This is a genomic window from Virgibacillus xinjiangensis, assembly GCF_042643145.1.
Lineage (GTDB): Bacteria > Bacillota > Bacilli > Bacillales > Amphibacillaceae > Virgibacillus_O > Virgibacillus_O xinjiangensis.
Map to the genome: position 1 here is coordinate 1 of NZ_JBHRSA010000026.1, position 18321 is coordinate 18321.

General features: G+C 39.2%; 15 protein-coding genes. 14 read left to right on the plus strand and 1 reads right to left on the minus strand.

The features are described from left to right. Positions 1-427: 427 nt before the first annotated feature. On the minus strand, positions 428-1501 hold the full coding sequence (locus ACFOGI_RS06285) for a C40 family peptidase (RefSeq protein ID WP_390270117.1): 1074 nt from the start codon (positions 1499-1501) through the stop codon (positions 428-430). 573 nt (positions 1502-2074) lie between these two features. Between ACFOGI_RS06285 and ACFOGI_RS06290 the strand changes: the two genes are divergently transcribed. From ACFOGI_RS06290 to ACFOGI_RS06355, 14 genes are all read left to right on the plus strand, one after another. Beyond that, a complete protein-coding gene (locus tag ACFOGI_RS06290; RefSeq protein WP_390270120.1) occupies positions 2075-2839 on the plus strand; it encodes a YveK family protein in 765 nt (254 codons plus the stop codon). Continuing rightward, positions 2814-3515, plus strand: coding sequence for a CpsD/CapB family tyrosine-protein kinase (locus ACFOGI_RS06295; RefSeq protein ID WP_390270123.1), 702 nt, complete (start codon positions 2814-2816; stop codon positions 3513-3515). The genes ACFOGI_RS06290 and ACFOGI_RS06295 overlap by 26 nt, the downstream gene beginning before the upstream one ends. Positions 3516-3833: 318 nt before the next feature. After that, on the plus strand, positions 3834-4601 hold the full coding sequence (locus ACFOGI_RS06300; RefSeq protein WP_390270126.1) for a tyrosine-protein phosphatase: 768 nt from the start codon (positions 3834-3836) through the stop codon (positions 4599-4601). An 83-nt stretch (positions 4602-4684) separates the two neighbouring features. Then, positions 4685-5452: a tyrosine-protein phosphatase gene (locus tag ACFOGI_RS06305; protein WP_390270129.1), complete on the plus strand. Its 768-nt coding sequence runs from the start codon at positions 4685-4687 to the stop codon at positions 5450-5452. Positions 5453-5633: 181 nt separating this feature from the next. Next, entirely contained in the window at positions 5634-6293 is a 660-nt protein-coding gene (locus ACFOGI_RS06310) for a response regulator (RefSeq protein ID WP_390270132.1), read from the plus strand. Positions 6294-6648: 355 nt separating this feature from the next. Continuing rightward, a complete protein-coding gene (locus ACFOGI_RS06315) occupies positions 6649-8475 on the plus strand; it encodes a polysaccharide biosynthesis protein (RefSeq protein ID WP_390270135.1) in 1827 nt (608 codons plus the stop codon). Between the two features lie 32 nt (positions 8476-8507). Beyond that, a complete protein-coding gene (locus tag ACFOGI_RS06320; RefSeq protein WP_390270138.1) occupies positions 8508-9542 on the plus strand; it encodes a Gfo/Idh/MocA family protein in 1035 nt (344 codons plus the stop codon). Then, complete coding sequence (locus ACFOGI_RS06325; protein ID WP_390270141.1) at positions 9529-10866, plus strand: nucleotide sugar dehydrogenase; 1338 nt, start codon at positions 9529-9531, stop codon at positions 10864-10866. Before ACFOGI_RS06320 ends, ACFOGI_RS06325 begins: the two co-directional genes overlap by 14 nt. A 136-nt stretch (positions 10867-11002) precedes the next feature. Continuing rightward, positions 11003-12373, plus strand: a complete 1371-nt coding sequence (locus ACFOGI_RS06330) for a lipopolysaccharide biosynthesis protein (RefSeq protein ID WP_390270144.1) — start codon at positions 11003-11005, stop codon at positions 12371-12373. A gap of 37 nt (positions 12374-12410) precedes the next feature. Next, complete coding sequence (locus ACFOGI_RS06335; RefSeq protein WP_390270147.1) at positions 12411-13589, plus strand: glycosyltransferase; 1179 nt, start codon at positions 12411-12413, stop codon at positions 13587-13589. Next, positions 13582-14841 (plus strand): O-antigen ligase family protein, encoded by a 1260-nt coding sequence (locus ACFOGI_RS06340; RefSeq protein ID WP_390270149.1) that lies wholly within the window; start codon positions 13582-13584, stop codon positions 14839-14841. The genes ACFOGI_RS06335 and ACFOGI_RS06340 overlap by 8 nt, the downstream gene beginning before the upstream one ends. After that, a complete protein-coding gene (locus ACFOGI_RS06345) occupies positions 14801-15937 on the plus strand; it encodes a glycosyltransferase (RefSeq protein ID WP_390270152.1) in 1137 nt (378 codons plus the stop codon). Before ACFOGI_RS06340 ends, ACFOGI_RS06345 begins: the two co-directional genes overlap by 41 nt. Next, positions 15937-17004, plus strand: a complete 1068-nt coding sequence (gene wecB, locus ACFOGI_RS06350; protein ID WP_390270155.1) for a non-hydrolyzing UDP-N-acetylglucosamine 2-epimerase — start codon at positions 15937-15939, stop codon at positions 17002-17004. The genes ACFOGI_RS06345 and wecB overlap by 1 nt, the downstream gene beginning before the upstream one ends. Positions 17005-17041: 37 nt before the next feature. Beyond that, complete coding sequence (locus tag ACFOGI_RS06355) at positions 17042-18301, plus strand: glycosyltransferase family 4 protein (protein ID WP_390270157.1); 1260 nt, start codon at positions 17042-17044, stop codon at positions 18299-18301. Positions 18302-18321 lie beyond the last annotated feature (20 nt).

An 18321-nucleotide genomic window follows, 5' to 3' on the forward strand; every position in this document is an offset into this window, starting at 1 on the left:
TTCCATATAATCAATAAGTGGTTGAAAAATTGTAACTAGAATTTACACAACAATGAGGACTTGACTCGGTATACCGCACTCGGGCCGTGAGCTGCGCTAGTCGGGCGCCGGTATGCTGCACTCAGGCCTAGCCCTCCGCCACTCAGGCGCCACAACGCCGCACTCGGGCCCCGCCCACCGCCAGTCGGGCGCCAGCAACCCTCACTCAGGCCCCACCACCGCACCCTCACCAAAAAATTACCAAAAAAATATCCAAATAAGGTTTACCCTCCACTCACCCGGGGTACAACTATAGTACAAAGCTCCCATTAGGGGGTTGTTACTATCCCTAGTAGCTTCCCTTTTCCTGACTGACTTACATTATTCCCCCTAATGAAAAATCCCCTCCAGCGAGAGCTGGAGAGGATATTTTTTTCTAATGATTTGATTAATATAGACGCTTGTAGCTGTCGAATTTATTGCCCCAGTAGTATGGGTCGTTTACATCACTGATGGTAACGCCTTGGCTGCTGGATGCGTGGATGAATTTGCCGTTTCCAAGATAGACACCCATGTGGGAGATTCCTGGACGGTAAGTATTCTTGAAGAATACGAGATCTCCTGGCTGCGGGTTGCTTACATAATGAGAGCGGTCAAAGTATCCGTCTGTGGATGTACGTGGTACGTCCTTGCCGGCTTGCTTATATGCCCAGTAGATGAATCCGCTGCAGTCAAAACCGGAAGAGGAAGTTCCACCCCATACATAAGGTGTGCCCATCTGGCTTTTTGCACCGCTGATCAGCTGATCCACATTATATCCACTGGATCCATTGGAAGAAGAGCTGCTGGAAGAGCTAGAGCTTGCACTAGAGTTGGACGAGCTTGAGCTCTTGCCATCGATGCTTAGCTTCTGGCCGACACGGATCAGATCAGATCTCAGGTTGTTCCAGCTTTTCAGGTCAGATACACTCACACCATGGTTCCGGGCAATACGGGATAGTGTATCACCGGATTTAACGCTATAGATCTTGGTAGATGCTACGGAACCGCTATTTCCTGAAGAAGTAGTGCTTGTGTTAGAGCTGCTGGAAGAGCTAGAGCTTCCTGACTTGCTTACAGTCAGCTTGTCTCCTGGATAGATCAGGTGTCCGCTGATGTCATTCCAATTTCTCAGGTTGGAAAGAGAGATATTATGTTTGGAGGCAATACCGCTCAAAGTATCTCCGCTTTTCACGGTATAAGTAGTAGTGTTGGTTGAAGTGTTTGAACTAGTGTTGGAGTTTGAGCTGGAATTAGAGTTCGATGATGTTTCAATCACTTGGTTTGGGTAGATGATATTGCTGGATAGATTATTGATCGACTTCAACTGAGAAACACTGGTGTTATATTGTTGTGAGATATTCCATAATGTATCGCCGCTTTGTACTTTATAAGAAGCTGCGTCGACTTCGTCTGCTCCATAAATTGCAGATGCGATGGCTGCCGATGCAGTAACCGACATGATAAATTTCTTGTTAGCCAATTCTGTTTTCCCCCTGTAAATGATTCAGTAGTTTTTTCTATCAATCTTGTAGAAATTATCTTTTTCTACCAGCTTTGCTAGAATTTAACTTTAGTATATACCCGGTTTTGTCGGAAGGCTAGATGGTTAGCCTATTTGTAACGCAACTGTAATACAGCGTAATACAATGTAATACATAAAATGCCAGGACTCGCCGGCAGTCGGCAGCAACCGCAAGGGCTGATTCCTCGTAGCCCTGCAAATCATGTTAAGAAGAAGTAAAATTTTCACCTATATTAAGAGACTCTTATCCTTATAAACGCATGCCCATACACCCTATATAATAGAAAGTACCCAAATTACTTATCTGTACCAATGAAAATCCCAACAAATAGTCATGGATAAAATTTACATTTTTGGTGCATTTATCTTATTTACATAAAATTAATCTTATTATTTGCTTTTTATATGTTATAATTTCGTTTATACTGTCGAAATAGAAGAGGTAGACGTAAAATACAGCAATGATTATTCTTCAGTTTCAGAACATCAAAGTTTCCTGTCAGGAGGGAGCGAGAAAGCGGAGGTAGAAGAATGGAAGAAACGATTTCCTTGAAAGAAATCTTTGAAGTGATCAAGAAGCGGCTGGTGATGATCATCGCTTTGATCGTAGGAGCGGCCTTGATTGCTGCAGGCATCAGCTTTTTTGTGTTGACACCGACCTATGAAAATAGTTCACAGTTTCTGGTGAATCAGAGCGAGCAAGATCAAGAACAGATGTATACATCCAATGAGCTTCGGACAAATGTTGAACTTATCAATACATATAATGTCATTATCAAGAGTCCGGCCATTTTGGATCAAGTAGCCGAGGAGCTTGGGGTGGATTACAGCAGTTCCCAGCTGGCAAATAAGATTCAAGTGCAGAATGCCGAACAATCCCAGGTAGTAACAGTGACTGCCACAGACCCTGATCCGGCAAGGGCAACAGACATTGCCAATACGACCGTGGAAGTATTCCAGGATGAAATTCCTGATATCATGAATGTAGATAATGTAACCATTCTGTCAGAGGCAGAGCTGAGTGAAGAGCCATCACCAGTTGCACCGAATCCGCTGCTGAATATCGCAATTGCAATCGTGCTTGGAGGCATGGTGGGTGTAGGTATTGCCTTCCTGCTGGAATACTTGGACAACACGATCAAGACAGAAGATGATATTGAAAAAACACTGCAGGTTCCTGTATTAGGTGTGATTTCCCATGTGGATGACAATGATATCCGGGTGGACGCCGAGATGGGCACCGGAATGAGAGCGAGAAGGGGTGGACTAGATGGCGCGCAAAAAAGATCAGTCTAAGAAAAACAGTAAAGTACGTTCCCTGATTACCAAACTGAGTCCCCGGTCGCCAATATCCGAACAGTATCGGACGGTCCGGACAAACTTGGAGTTCTCTTCGGTGGATCATAAATTGCAGTCCCTGCTGGTGACATCGGCAGGGCCAGGGGAAGGCAAGTCGATGACGACAGCGAACCTTGCCGTGGTCTATGCGCAGCAAGGAAAACGTGTGTTGCTGATTGATGCCGACCTGAGGAAACCGACCGTCCATTACACGTTCCGCCTGGATAATCTGAAAGGATTGAGTAATGTCCTCGTAGGTGAAACCTCCCTGCAGGATGCTGTAGGACAGAGTGATGTCGACAATTTGGATGTGATGTCCTGTGGTCCGATTCCTCCGAACCCATCGGAACTGCTGGCCTCCAACCGGATGGTCCGTTTATTGGAAGAAGCCAAACAGGCTTACGATATCGTCATTTTCGATACCCCGCCTGTTCTTGCGGTGACGGACTCACAAATTCTTGCCACACTGGTGGACGGCGCCGTGCTGGTGGTGCGCAGCAAGCAGACGGAAAACGATGCAGCACTGAAGGCGATTGATGCGATTTCATCCGTCAATGCCAAGGTGCTTGGCACGGTCCTGAATGATCGGAATAAGAAAGAAGCCAATTACTATTACTACTACGGAAACAGTTGATAGAATTACTCTCCATCCAACCGGGTGGAGAGTTTTTTTATTTCGATTGTAAAAAATTTCCTCAAAAGTCATAGGTATTACTATTTCCTCGTGGCTTACCATTCCTCACTTCGTGGTTATTCGACACTCCCAACACATATGTTGTTCATGACTTTTATACCAATAAAATGACCGTTTCATGACTCTAAATACCTACAAAATTGAATTTTCATATGCTACTATGGAATGACAGACAACAGCGTCAATACGGATTATATCAGTGTCCCATAGGGATTCAGAGATAGAAAAACAGGGTATACGGAGAATAGGAGTGATTGAATGATTGATATTCACAGTCATATTTTGCCTGACGTGGATGATGGGGCCAGTTCATTGACGGAAAGCCTCGCAATGGCCAAAAAGGCTGCGGATGAAGGGATCCGGAAAATAGTGGCGACCCCTCATCATGAAAATGGATCGTATGTTAACACGAAGAATCAGGTAATAGCAGCGGTGGATTATTTGAATGGCCAGCTGCAGTTGGAAAATATCCCGGTGGAAATCCTTCCAGGGCAGGAAACCCGGATATATGGCGAAATGCTGCAGGATCTGCAGGCAGGCAAGGTGCTGCCCGTAAATGATAATAATTACGTACTGGTAGAACTGCCTACGTCACATGTCCCACAGTATACGACACAGCTGCTATTCGATATGCAGCTTGCCGGATATAAGCCGATCATCGTCCATCCAGAACGCAATCACGAAATCATGGAACAGCCGGACAAGCTCTACCGCATGGTGAAAAATGGTGCACTCACACAAGTCACCGCTGCCAGCCTGGTCGGCAGGTCTGGAAAGAAAGTGGAAAAGTTCGCCAACCAATTGCTGGAAGCAAATCTTGCCCACCTGCTTGCTTCAGACGCTCATGACACGAAGAAACGCGGCTTCTATCTGAAGGTTGCCTACAAAAAAGTCAAGTCCGATTACGGCAGTGACTATATGTTCCAGCTGATGGATAACGCAGAGGCGGTTATTACCGGTTCTGCAGCAGAGCGCGAAATCCCAGAACGTGTGCAGAAAAAACGCAAGTGGCTCGTTTTCAGATAATAGACAACTTGTAGAATGAAACAGCTTCCTGTTATACTGGGAGATAACAGAAATGAATTTCCATGAAGCAGGAAGTGACGTTGATGATTGATATACACAGCCATATATTGCCAGGTGTGGATGACGGTGCCCGTACGCTGGAAGACAGTCTGGATATGGGGAAGGCCGCCGTGGAGGAAGGCATCCGGACGATCATTGCCACTCCGCATAACCACAATGGTAAATATATGAATGAAAAAGAAGATATTCTGCTCGCTGTCGAAAGCCTCAATTCAGCTCTTCAGACAGCAGAGATTCCACTCGTTGTGCTCCCTGGACAGGAAAATCGCCTGTACGGGGAAATGGTGGATGATTTGAAGGACGATGAATTGGTCACCCTTACAAACGATACCCGTTATGTATTCGTCGAATTTCCTTCCGATCATGTGCCGCGTTATGCGAGACGGATGCTGTTTGATATGCAGGTAGCCGGGTACAAGCCGGTGATCGTCCATCCGGAGCGCAATATGGAGCTGCTCGAGCATCCTTCCATCTTGTTCGAATTTGTCCAGAATGGAGCACTATCCCAGGTGACGGCTGGAAGTGTTGCCGGGAAGTTCGGGAAGAAGATCCGCAAATTCTCCCATGAGCTGGTGGAATCTGGATTGACCCACTTTATCGCTTCCGACGCGCATAATACAACTTCACGGAGGTTCTGGATGCAGGACGCCTATCATGAAATCCGCGAACAGCATGGATATGAGACATTCATGCTGCTGATGGAGAATGCGGAACTGCTGGTAGAAGGGTCCAATGTCAACCAGGAGGAACCGCAGCCCATCAAAAAGAAGAAATTCCTCGGAATCTTTTAAGCAAGGGCATGCAGCCCCAGTGCGAAATTCTATTAGGATAGATTGATGATAAGGTGCCGGAACCGCAATATGGCGATTCCAGGCATTTTTTTCTTTCCTCATTTCACACATTATACCTCCATCAAATGAACACTTCCCTATAACAAAGAAATCTACTAGACGCTGGAAGGAGGGCGCGGAAATGATTGATATAGTGCTCGTGGAAGACCAACCCTTGATGCAGGACGGCATCGAGGCGATCATCCGTCCTGTGGAAGACCTTCATATTGTCGGATGTGCGCAAAACGGAGACGAAGCAGTTCGTCTTGTTGGTGAAAAGGAACCGGATATAGCCATCGTGGACTTGTGCAGGCTGCAAATGGAAGCAATCCAGGCGACAGTGCAGATCAAGCAAAACCATCCGCGAATAAAGGTAATCATGCTCTCGTCGGAAGCGGATGAAGAAATGGTGATCAGCGGCATCAATGTGGGAGCAGATGGGTTTCTATTGACGGAGCTCCATGCCGAAACATTGTTGCAGGCCATCCGGGCGGTCCATCTTGGTGATTCGGTCATCTCCGGCAAGGCGGCTCGCATCCTGACGTCAAAAATCCGCGAGCTAACCATGGATAATAAACAACTGCTCGCCCGGAAACTTGAGAAGAATGGACTGGAGTTCACCAAACGGGAGATCGACATTGCCTATCTGTTCATGGATAATATGTCGAACAAGCAGATCGCCCAGCGTCTCTACCTAGGGGAGGGGACGGTGAAGAATTATATCAGCGGGATCTATCATAAGCTGGAGATCCGCACCCGTTCCGAGGCTATCCACTTTTTGCAGGAACTGCTCAAAAAATGAATTGGCAGGAACTGGAAGCTATGACTTTTTTTATGTTCGGTCACTAAATTAATGACCGGAAATGTAGTACGATAGAAGCATGCCTTTTGTGGGGGTATGCTTTTATTTTTTAATCCGTTACCATATTAGAGAGAAGTAAGGTTGAGGTGTCCTGCTTATGTAAAGCGGGTGTAAATTACGACATATTTTTTACAAATTGTCTATCAAGGGGAGAGAAAATGTGATATCCTTTCTTAATGAGATATCTAATCTGTCAAAAGATAACTTCTTAACATATCATATCACACCCAAAACCCACTAGTATAAACCTCTCAAACTACAAAACTTTCATTATTCCTGGAAAGGAGATAGTACATTGTCCTATCGTAAAAGACTGACATTCCTGGTGCTGCTTGATTCCTTGATTGTCAGCTCCGCCATTTTCATTGCTGCATGGGTGGTCTACCCATACACCGATGTCACCGAATTGGAAGGCATTGTCCTCAGCGCTGTTGCACTATTAATCTTTCATCATGTCTTTGCTGCTGCCTTCAATCTCTATAACAAAGTATGGGCCTATGCGAGTGTCGGGGAGCTGCTTGCCATCGTTCAGGCGATCAGCTTATCCATCGTCGCTGCAGCGATTGTGCAGTATTTCGCTACCGGCTTCAACCTCTATACCAGGGCACTCATCGTCACCTGGTTGCTACATATCATCCTGATCGGCGGCTCACGGTTCATGTGGCGCGTAGTCAGAGATCGTTACATAAACCAAGGAACCAACAAAAAGCGCACATTGATCGTCGGTGCCGGAGCTGCTGGTGCGATGATCGCCCGACAGCTGAAAAATGAACAGAATAATACCGAACTCTGCCCGGTCGCCTTTGTCGATGACGACCTTACCAAGCAGAAGATGCAGGTGTATAACCTGCCAGTTGTCGGGACGGTAAGAGGGATCAAGGAAGCAGTCGACGAGATGGAAATCGAGCAAATCGTCATTGCCATTCCATCCTTACAATCCCAGGAATTGAATAAGATTGTCGCAGAATGCAACAAGACGGACGCCAAGGTACAGATGATTCCCAAAATCGAGGATCTGATGACCGGAAAAGTGTCTGTCAGCCATCTGAAAAATGTCGAAGTGGAAGACCTGCTTGGCAGGGACCCGGTGGAGCTCGACATCAATGCCATCGCAGACTATGTCGAAGGACAGACGGTCATGGTGACGGGTGCCGGCGGCTCGATCGGATCGGAACTTACTCGACAGTTGATGCGCTTCTCTCCAGATAAGATATTGCTTGTCGGTCACGGGGAATTTAGCATCTACTCCATTGATATGGAATTGAGAAGGACATTCGATGACACGGAAACAGAAATAGTTCCACTGATCGCCGATGTTCAGGATCGCGAGCGCATCTTTGAAATAGTCGATACCCATCAGCCGGCAATCATCTACCATGCTGCTGCACATAAGCATGTGCCATTGATGGAGCATAATCCGCATGAAGCGGTGAAGAACAATGTCATCGGCACGAAAAATGTCGCCGAAGCTGCCGATACATTCGGTGTCGGTAAATTCGTGATGGTATCCACTGATAAAGCAGTGAACCCGACCAATGTCATGGGGGCCACCAAGCGGATTGCTGAAATGGTTGTTCAGGATCTAGCACAGCGAAGCCGAACTAAGTTCGTCGCCGTCCGATTCGGAAACGTACTCGGAAGCCGGGGCAGTGTTATTCCACTGTTCAAGAGGCAGATTGAACAGGGAGGCCCGGTTACTGTCACAGATCCGGAAATGACCCGCTACTTCATGACCATACCAGAAGCATCCCGTCTGGTCATCCAGGCTGGAACGCTTGCAAAGGGTGGAGAGATTTTTGTATTGGATATGGGTGAACCTGTGAAAATAGTCGATTTGGCTAAAAACTTGATTAGACTCTCTGGTTATACGGAAGAGGAGATTCCAATTGAATTTTCAGGCATCCGACCAGGTGAGAAGATGTATGAGGAGCTTCTTGGAGAGGATGAAGTCCTTCCTGGCGAAATATATGAGAAGATTTATGTTGGTCGGACGGTTCAAGTGGAAAGCGAATTACTAAAAGATCTTATCAACAATTTCTATGGTTACTCTAACGTTGAATTGAAAGATGCATTAATGAAAATTGTATATATGGATCGCAATCTGATGGCCATCCAAGGGTGAAATAAAATAATTAGGAAAGAAGTGAATGTCTAGTGAACTTTGCAATTATTGGATGTGGCTTTATAGCCAAGAAGCATGCAAAAGCAATTGAAGCAGTGGAAGGTGCAACACTTGTAGCGGTAAGTGATAAGGTACCTTCTGCAATGGAATTTTATGTGAATGAATATGGGGTTGACCCGTATGAAGAGTTAGATTTAATGCTGGATAGAGATGATATAGACGTTGTGTCTGTTTGTACACCGACTGGTCTTCATGCACCTCTAGCAATAAAGGCAGCTAATGCAGGAAAACACATTATTTTGGAAAAGCCCATTGCTATGACTTTGGAAGATACTGATAGAATAATTGATGCTTGTGATTATAATAATGTTAAATTATCCATTGTTCACCCTAATCGCTTTCGCCCGGTTGTTCGAGAATTGAAGAAAATACTCGATCAGAACCTGCTGGGTAAAATTAGTCATGCAAACGCCATTGTGAATTGGAACAGGAATCAAGAATATTATGATCAAGCCTTGTGGCGGGGAACAAAAGAGTTTGATGGTGGAGCATTGATGAACCAAGCAATCCATAATCTCGATTTATTATTATGGTTCATGGGTGAACCAGAGCAGATATTCAGTATGGAAGCAACTCGCCTTCGCCAGATTGAAGCAGAAGATGTATCTACAGGTCTTATTAAATTTAAATCAGGGGCACTTAGTGTAGTAGAAGCTGCCACAACTGCGTATGGACAAAACTTTGAAGAATCAATTACGTTATTTGGTGAGAAGGGCACTGTGAAGATTGGTGGTAAAAACGCTATCTATTTTGAGTATCTAGAAGTCGAAGGTATGGAAGAAGAAGTAAATGCATTAAAAGCAAGGGTAGAAGAAGATCCATTCGGCGTGCCTGGCCACCAATGCATTATTGATGACATGGTTAAAGCTATAAAAGAAGAGAGGAAACCGGCTGTTAGTGGAGAAGAAGGCAGAAGATCATTAGAACTGGTACTATCATTTTATGAATCAGCGAAAGTCAATGAACCAATACAAATGATAAAGGAGAAAGAATATGCAAATAACTAAAAACAATAATAAATTAGCAGACCAATTAATAGAAAAACTGGAAAATAAGACTGCTGTAATAGGGGTGGTCGGATTAGGGTATGTTGGACTCCCATTAGCAGTAGAAAAAGCCAAAGCTGGCTACAAAGTAATTGGTTTCGATATACAACAAGAAAAAGTAGAAGAGGTAAATCAAGGAATCAATTATATTGGTGATGTTGTAGACGATGAACTAAGAGATATTGTTAATAATAAACAACTAAAAGCAACTACCGATTATTCTCTTATTGAAGAAATAGACGCAGTAGCTATTTGTGTGCCTACTCCTTTGGATATATATAAGCAGCCGAACACCTCTTATGTAGAAAGTTCAGCTATGGAAATTTCTGATTATCTTCATGAAGGAATGCTTATTGTATTAGAAAGTACAACTTATCCAGGAACTACGGAAGAAATTCTTAAACCTATTCTAGAGAATTCAAACCTTAAATGTGGAGAAGACTTTTTCTTGGCGTATTCTCCAGAAAGAGTTGATCCTGGAAATAAAGAATTCAAAACAAAAAACACGCCAAAGGTTGTTGGTGGCGTATCGGAAAACTGCACAAAAGTCGCAGCAACAATGTATAGCAATGTATTAGATAGTGATATTCACCAAGTGTCTAGTCCTGCTGTAGCTGAAATGGAAAAAATCCTTGAAAATACCTTCCGTAACATCAATATTGGTTTAGCTAATGAAATGGCTGTCCTATGTAATAAAATGGGGATTGATGTTTGGGAAGTGATAGATGCAGCAGCAACTAAACCATATGGATTTATGCCTTTCTATCCTGGTCCAGGCCTGGGCGGACACTGTATTCCTATTGATCCATGGTATTTGACATGGAAAGCCCGGGAATATAATTATCATACTAAGTTAATAGAAACCGCTGGCGAAATTAATAATGAAATGCCAGACTATATCGTAAAGAGAATAATGGAAATTCTAAATAAGGATGGAAAAGCTCTGAATGGCTCTAACATCTTAGTTTTAGGCGTAGCTTATAAGAAAGATATTGATGACTACCGTGAATCGCCAGTGTTACCTATATTAGAACAGCTGGATGATGGAGGGGCTAACTGGACAGCAGTTGATCCTTATGTTAAAGAATTCAAGTATAAAAAAGGTCTAAACACACCAATCCCATCAGCAACTAATGAAATGCTAAATAATGCTGATTTAGTATTGATTGCTACTAATCATAGTTCCTTTGATTATGATAGGATATTAGCGCATTCAGCAGCAGTATTTGATACTAGGAATTCTTATGGGTATTCACCTAAGAATGAAAAGTATTACAAATTATAATTAATAAACCTTTTTTGTTAGGTAAGGTAAGGTGTGCGGAGGGGGGTATTCTTCTCTCCCCACCCTAATTAGGTCAAAACGAAGTTGAACAACTATCATTTGAATATTAACAAATGTAAATTTAAGGATGTAAATAGTGGAATTATGGATGAGAGTTAAAAAAAAAATTAACAGTTCGTTTCTAAAGAATATTGGTACATTACTAACGGGAACAACAATTGCTCAGTTAGTACCTATTATAATTTCTCCAATTTTGACGCGAATATTCTCGCCAGAAGAATTTGGATTATTAGGCTTATACGTGGCAATCACTTCTGTCCTTAGTGTGTTCTCTAATGCTAGGTACGAGATGGCTATAGTACTACCTAGAGATAAACAAGATGCTTTGGATTTATTAAAATTATCCTTATATGTAGCTATTATATTCAGTTCTTCTCTTCTAGTGATTAATACTATTTTTAATCACGAATTATCAACAATTTTAGGTGATAAACAAATAGCACCTTATTTATACTTTATTCCTATCTCTGTATTATTCCTAGGAATATTTAAAAGCTTTAACTATTGGAATAGTAGGGAAAGGGCTTATAAGCGATTAGCTATTAATCGTGTTTTCCAATCCTCAAGCTTATCAGGATCGCAAGTCATTATGGGATGGTCAAATTTTTTGGGTAATGGCTTAATCTTTGGGCAATTGTTTGGTCAATTAATTTCAAGTCTGCGACTGGCCTATATTTCAATTAGAGAAAGTAAAATAAACTTAGTAAAAGTTAATGTTAAGAACACTTTGAGGTTAGCTAAAACCTATAAGGAATTTCCTATCTATTCAACTTGGTCTAGTTTTTTTAATTCCTTCTCATTACAATTACCAATATTCTTATTAACTGGTTATTTCTCAAGTTCAGTCGTGGGGTTTTATTCCCTCTCATATAGGTTTCTTAATCTACCGATGAATTTAATTGGCGGTTCAGTATCTCAGGTTTTTTATCAGCAGGCAGCGAAATATTATGGTGTTAGTAACAAGAAGTTCAAAAATCTAACCCTAAAAACCTTTCGAAATATGTTAATTATTGGGTCTATACCAATGTCGATTGTATTCGGTTTTGGAGACATTTTATTCAGGTTTATATTTGGGGAAGAATGGGAAATTGCAGGTCAATTTTCTAGGCTTCTAAGCCCTTCTATATTATTTGTGTTTTGTACATCAGCTATCACAAGCATATATCTAATTCTTGGTAAGCAGAAAATCTATTTAATATTTGATATTTGTTTATTGGTATTAAGACTTGTTGCTCTATTATTAGGATCGGTTGTTTATAAGGAACCTCTTTTAGCAGTAGGCTTATATGGTTTGGCAGGAGTAATTGTTAAGTTAATTATGCTGTTTTATACACTATCAATAATTAATGTAAGAATATATATTACCATAGCGTTTATTACCACTTTTGCAGTATTTCCATTTATAATAACTTTGCTTTTGAGAGTCTTTATAATTGGGTCATTTTAGTATCGTGAGTTAAAACTTTGATGGGTGGGTTATGTAATTGAATATTTTATATGTTACAGGTATGTGGAGTGGGTTGAAAGATATTATCATAGATGGTGAAGAACCTAGAGGAATGCCAGCTTTTATAAATCCTCTAGAGAGACTTATAAGGGAAAATCACCAGGTAGATATGATTGTGGGTACAAGCGAATTTAATAAAAAGGTGAATGAAAATAGGGGTTTTTTAGATAAAAGTAATATTCACTTGATACCTTGGGGTACTAGTGGGAGAACACCTATATTATTATGGAAGACATATAAAAAAATCTATTCTCTTGCAAAAAAAGGGAATTATGATTTTATTTATGTTCATGGTTCTTTTGGAACTATAGGGAGCTGGGTAGCTCGAAAGTTAAAAGTTCCCAGTGGGCATAGATTATATGGAACCTTCCTTATGAATGAAATTAACAATAACAAATTAAGTGTTATAAGAAGACATCCATTAGAGTATTTGGCATTCCGTTTAAAAAAAGATTTCTTGTTAATTACTAACGATGGGACACAGGGAGATAAAGTATATAAAAAGATAGGAAAGAAAGACGGATTTAACTTTTACTATTGGATTAATGGAGTAAATAAGCTCACGATTAAAGAAAATCAACCTAATATAGGAAATAGTCGATTCATTCTGTATGCTGCAAGAATAACAGAATGGAAACAGCAGGAAAAGGCAGTTGAATTATTAAAGTATATCCATGATGCTGGTTATAAAGACATTAATCTTATTCTTGTAGGGCATATATCTGACAATGGTTATTGGGAATACCTTCAAGACTTGATAGTACAATTTAATTTGAAAGAGAATGTTAAATATTTGAGCACAGTTTCACAAGAAGAATTATTTGAATATTATAGAGAGAGTATAGCAGTATTGTCTTTTTATAAATATTCTAACTTGGGAAATGTGGTAATAGAAGCATTATTAAACGGGGCAATTGTAATAGCTAATAATGATGATTCGTTAAATGGTATTATAAATAATAATGAAAATGGATTCCTAATAGATAATTTACATGAAGCTCAGAATATAATAATAAATTTATTATGTAGGGAAGAAGAAAAAGTAAGAGTTAAACGTAACGCCACTTCTTATGCCAATTCTTTATTTGAATCTTGGGATACAAGAACTCAGAAAGAAATTGATTTAATTAAAACAGCGGTGGAGAAAAATGGATAGAATTAAAAGTATAATTAGATGGATATTGTCCTTTGAAACATTATTTGTGTTATTCTTATTTGCCGGTCGTTACAAAGCAGATCCTAGGTTTGAATGGATTCCTTTTGATTTAACAGCATTTTTTTTTGGGGCGAGTGTTTGTGCAGGTGTTTTAATAATATATAGAAATAAATGTAAGTTTTCCACAACGTCGCTTTTATTTATCTTAACTTTTTTAGTGTTTTTATCTTATGTATTAATGTCATTATACTGGACACCTAGTACAGAATATGCATATGAGAAAACTTTCTATTTATGGACATTAACATTGTGGTCAGTACTAGCTACTTCTTTAATTATATCTAGTAATGTTCAACGAGTATATAGATTTCTTTTTATGGTGTCTGCTTTTGGTGTATGGATTCTTGCAGAGTCCATTGTCTCCATTTTAACTTCAGAGAATATGAAATTTATAAATGTCCTTGGGGGTAATTATATAGGGGTGTCAAGAATATTAGGATTGTTATTTATAATTACTTTAAGTTATTCATTGTTTAAAGTGAAAAGTAAGAAATATAAAGTGAGTTTATACATATTTTTAGCAGTGGTTATTAGTGTAATGTTTAGTACAGGCTCTAGAGGACCGCTATTAGCCATACTTATAGCCCTGACTTATCTCTTCATACGAGCAATCTATATAAGACGCTCAACCATACAAATCAAAAAATCGTTTTTTACTTTATTCAGTGGATTTATCCTCATTACACTCTATATGCTTTACCTTTTTGTTAATGATAAATTGCCTTCGTCAATAAACAGGGTGCTAGTGGTTTTTACACAAGACGATTTTGGCTCCTCTGCAGGAGCGAGAGTTACTCATTATATGAACGGTATAGAATTATGGAAGGATGAATTTTTATTTGGGCATGGAATTGGTTCTTGGGGGATATTAAATTATGGTAGTGACGAAAGGTCTTACCCTCATAATATATTGCTCGAGGTGGGTGTAGAATTAGGGATTCTTGGGTTATTGCTTTTTTTTCTAATTCATATTATTCCGCTACAAAAGTTGCTGTTTAGCTCTTATATTTCTAGAACGATAACATTAATTTTAATTTTTTTAGGTGTTAATTCACTTATAAGTGGTGATTTAAATGACAATAGATACTATTTTAGTTTTATGGGGTTAGCAATGTGTATAAATAGCTTAGCGTTAAAGGAGAATAAATCTTATGAAGGTTTGTATGGTAAGCACGGTACATTCCCTTTTTGACATACGTATCTTTTATAAAGAACTAAAAACGTTAAAAAAACAAGGATATGAAGTTTCCTATATAGTGCCACACGATAGTAATGAAGTAATTGATGGTATTAAGATTAATAAATTACCTAAGCCTAAAAATAGACTGCAAAGAATTTTTAAGGTATCTAGATTAGCATATATAAAAGCTTTAAAAGAAAATGCACATGTGTATCACTTTCACGATCCTGAATTGATATTTGTGGGACTATTACTTAGAGTCAAGGGAAAGAAAGTTATCTATGACATCCATGAAAATAATGCTTTAAACATCAAATTCAAGAGTCATATACCTTTAAGGTCATTCATTTCTAAAGTTTATAGGGGATTTGAACTACTAGCATGCAGATTTTTTGTTTTAATACTTGCAGAAGAATCGTATAAAAAGTATTTTTCTCCTAAATTTTATAACTTAGCAGTGGTACAGAATTTCCCGGATACTACCCTCTTTCCTCCTTCAACAGAATATAAAGAAAAATATATTGTATATCTAGGAGGGGTCTCAAAAATCAGAGGGATAGAAGAGATAATAGAAGCACTATATATATTATCCAGAAACGGGATGAAATACCATTTTAAGTGCATTGGGCATGTAAATGAATCACTGATGGAGGATTTACAAAGGAAAATTGAAGCATACAATCTACAAGAACAAGTAGAATTTTTAGGTCAAATGAGAGCTGTCGATGCATATGAAGTAATATCTAAAGCTTCACTAGGCCTAGCAATTTTAAAGCCTCACCCTAACTACTTTGAATCATACCCTACTAAGGTCTTTGAATATATGACCTTAGGTATTCCTTTTATTACTTCTGACTTTAAATTATATAGAGAACTTGTAAATGAAACGAATGCTGGTTGTGTAACTGATCCTAATTGTCCTCAAGAAATAGCAGAGAAAATAAGAGTAGTTATTTCAAATGAAAAGTTAAATTGCTTGTTAGGTGAGAATGGTAAAAAGCACATAAGTGATAAGTATAATTGGAAAAAGGAATCAGAGAAGTTATTAAAGGTATATCAAATGATAGAATCCGAATTACATGATAAGAAAAGAAAGGAAGTTAATTGATGAAAATAGTAACAATAGCTGGTACACGGCCACAATTAGTAAAAATTGCAACTGTCTCTAGAGTAATTAGAGAAGAGTTTACAGAGGTTTTGGTAAATACTGGGCAACATTATGATTATAATATGGCTGGTATTTTCTTTGAACAGTTAAATATCCCTAAACCCGACTATAATTTAGGGGTAGGTTCAATGCCACATGGAAAACAAACTGGGAGTATGATGATTAAAATAGAAGAAGTTATGGAAAAGGAGCTGCCAGATGCAGTAATTGTCTATGGTGATACTAATTCTACTTTGGCAGGTGCGTTAGTAGCAAGTAAATTACACATACCTGTATTACATATTGAAGCAGGTTTAAGAAGTTTTAATAAAAAAATGCCAGAAGAAGTTAATCGTGTAATGACAGATCATGTATCTGATTTATTATTCACGCCAACTGATAGAGCAGTGGATAATCTACAGAGAGAAAACATTACTAAAGGTGTTTACCAAATTGGTGACGTGATGTATGATGCAGTTTTGTATAACATGGAATTAGCAGAAAGTAAACATGCGTTAAATGAATTTGGATTAGAGTCTAGAGATTATATTTTAGCAACCATACATAGAGCTGAGAATACAGATGTGGAAGAAAAAATGAAAGCAATAGTTGATACATTTTTAACCCTTAATAAGCAAGTTTTTCTTCCTCTTCATCCAAGAACTAAGAATAAATTGGCTTCCTTTAACCTATTAAGTGAATTAGAGGAAGCATCAAATGTTGTCATTTCTGAACCAGTTTCTTATTTGGAGATGCTTCTTTTAGAGAAACATGCTGCTGCTATAATAACAGATTCCGGAGGCGTGCAAAAAGAAGCTTATTTTGCTAAAGTACCTTGTTTTACATTAAGAGATGAAACAGAATGGCTTGAAACAGTAGAAGCGGGATGGAACCAGTTAATTAATCCGTTGGAGAATAACCTTTCAAATGCCATTAAAAATATAGAGCCAGGTCATTACCAAAAAAGCTTATATGGTGATGGGAAAGCTGCTCAGCATATTGTTGATAAAATCAAAGATTATTTTTAGATCAATAAATTTGTATAAGCGAAATGAGGAGTAATTAATGAAAATATGGCTACTAAATCATCACGCTACGGGAAATGAAGGTAGACACCCTAGCTTTTCAAAGTACTTTTCTGAATTAGGGGTTGACGTAACACTACTCACATCAAGTTTTTTACATAATTCGTACAAAGAAACTCAGGAATACAAAGAGAGAGAGTATTACAAAGAGGTGAAAATGGACAATTATAAGAAAGTGTTTTTTAAAACACCTTCTTATTCAAGTAATGGTCCAAAGCGTCTATTAAATCAACTTTGTTTTTCTTATAGAGCTTATAGATACGGAAGAGAAAAACTAAAGACAGAAAGTACCCCAAATATAATTATGGGTTCTTCTGTTCATCTGTTTACTGCTTTGGCTGCTTACTTGCTCTCTCGTCAAGCAACATCGAAATTTGTTTTTGAAATTAGAGATATATGGCCACAAACTCTTATTGATTTAGGAGCACTAAACGAGAAATCTGTTTTTGCCAAGCTCCTTAAAAAAATAGAAGGCTTTTTATACAAGAAGGCTGATCTCATAGTATCTGTTTTACCTAATGCCCAAAATCATATCGAGAAATATCAGATAGATTCTGACAAAATTGTCTATGTGCCAAATGGGATTGATTATCCAAAATATAAGGACACATTAAATTCCCCCTTTACTGCCACGGAAGCCAGAGATTTTTTTAGGTCTCATAGGGATAATTTCATTGTTACATTTACGGGCGCTCATGGGTTAGCAAATGGACTTACTACAGTAGTGAAAGCAGCACATGAACTTGAGATGTTAGAAATTGATAGTTCTTATAAGTCACATTTACTTTTAGTAGGTGATGGCCCTGAAAAGGAACAGCTCGTTTCTCTAACGAAGCAATACAGATTAAATAATATAACTTTCTTAGATAAGGTTCCTAGAGATCAAGTTGGTCATATCTTAAATAACTCGGATTGTTGCCTATTTCATTTAAAATCTACACCGGTATTTAAATATGGACTAAGTTCAAACAAACTATTTGATTATATGATGAGTGAGAAACCAATGCTTTTTGCTGTCGATACTAGTTTTGACTTTGCTAAAGAGGCAGAGAATGGGCTAAGTATTCCATCTGATTCTCCTTCTTTAATGGCAAAATCTATTAAAGAGATAAAAGAGATGGGGGAAGTTGAAAGGGGAAAATTGGGTGAAAATGGGAAAAGATACGTAGAACAAAACCATGATTACTATAAGTTAACCCAACGATTATTAAACATATTTAAAGAAAGGTTTGGAAGTTAAGAATAGGGGGAAGGTGATGA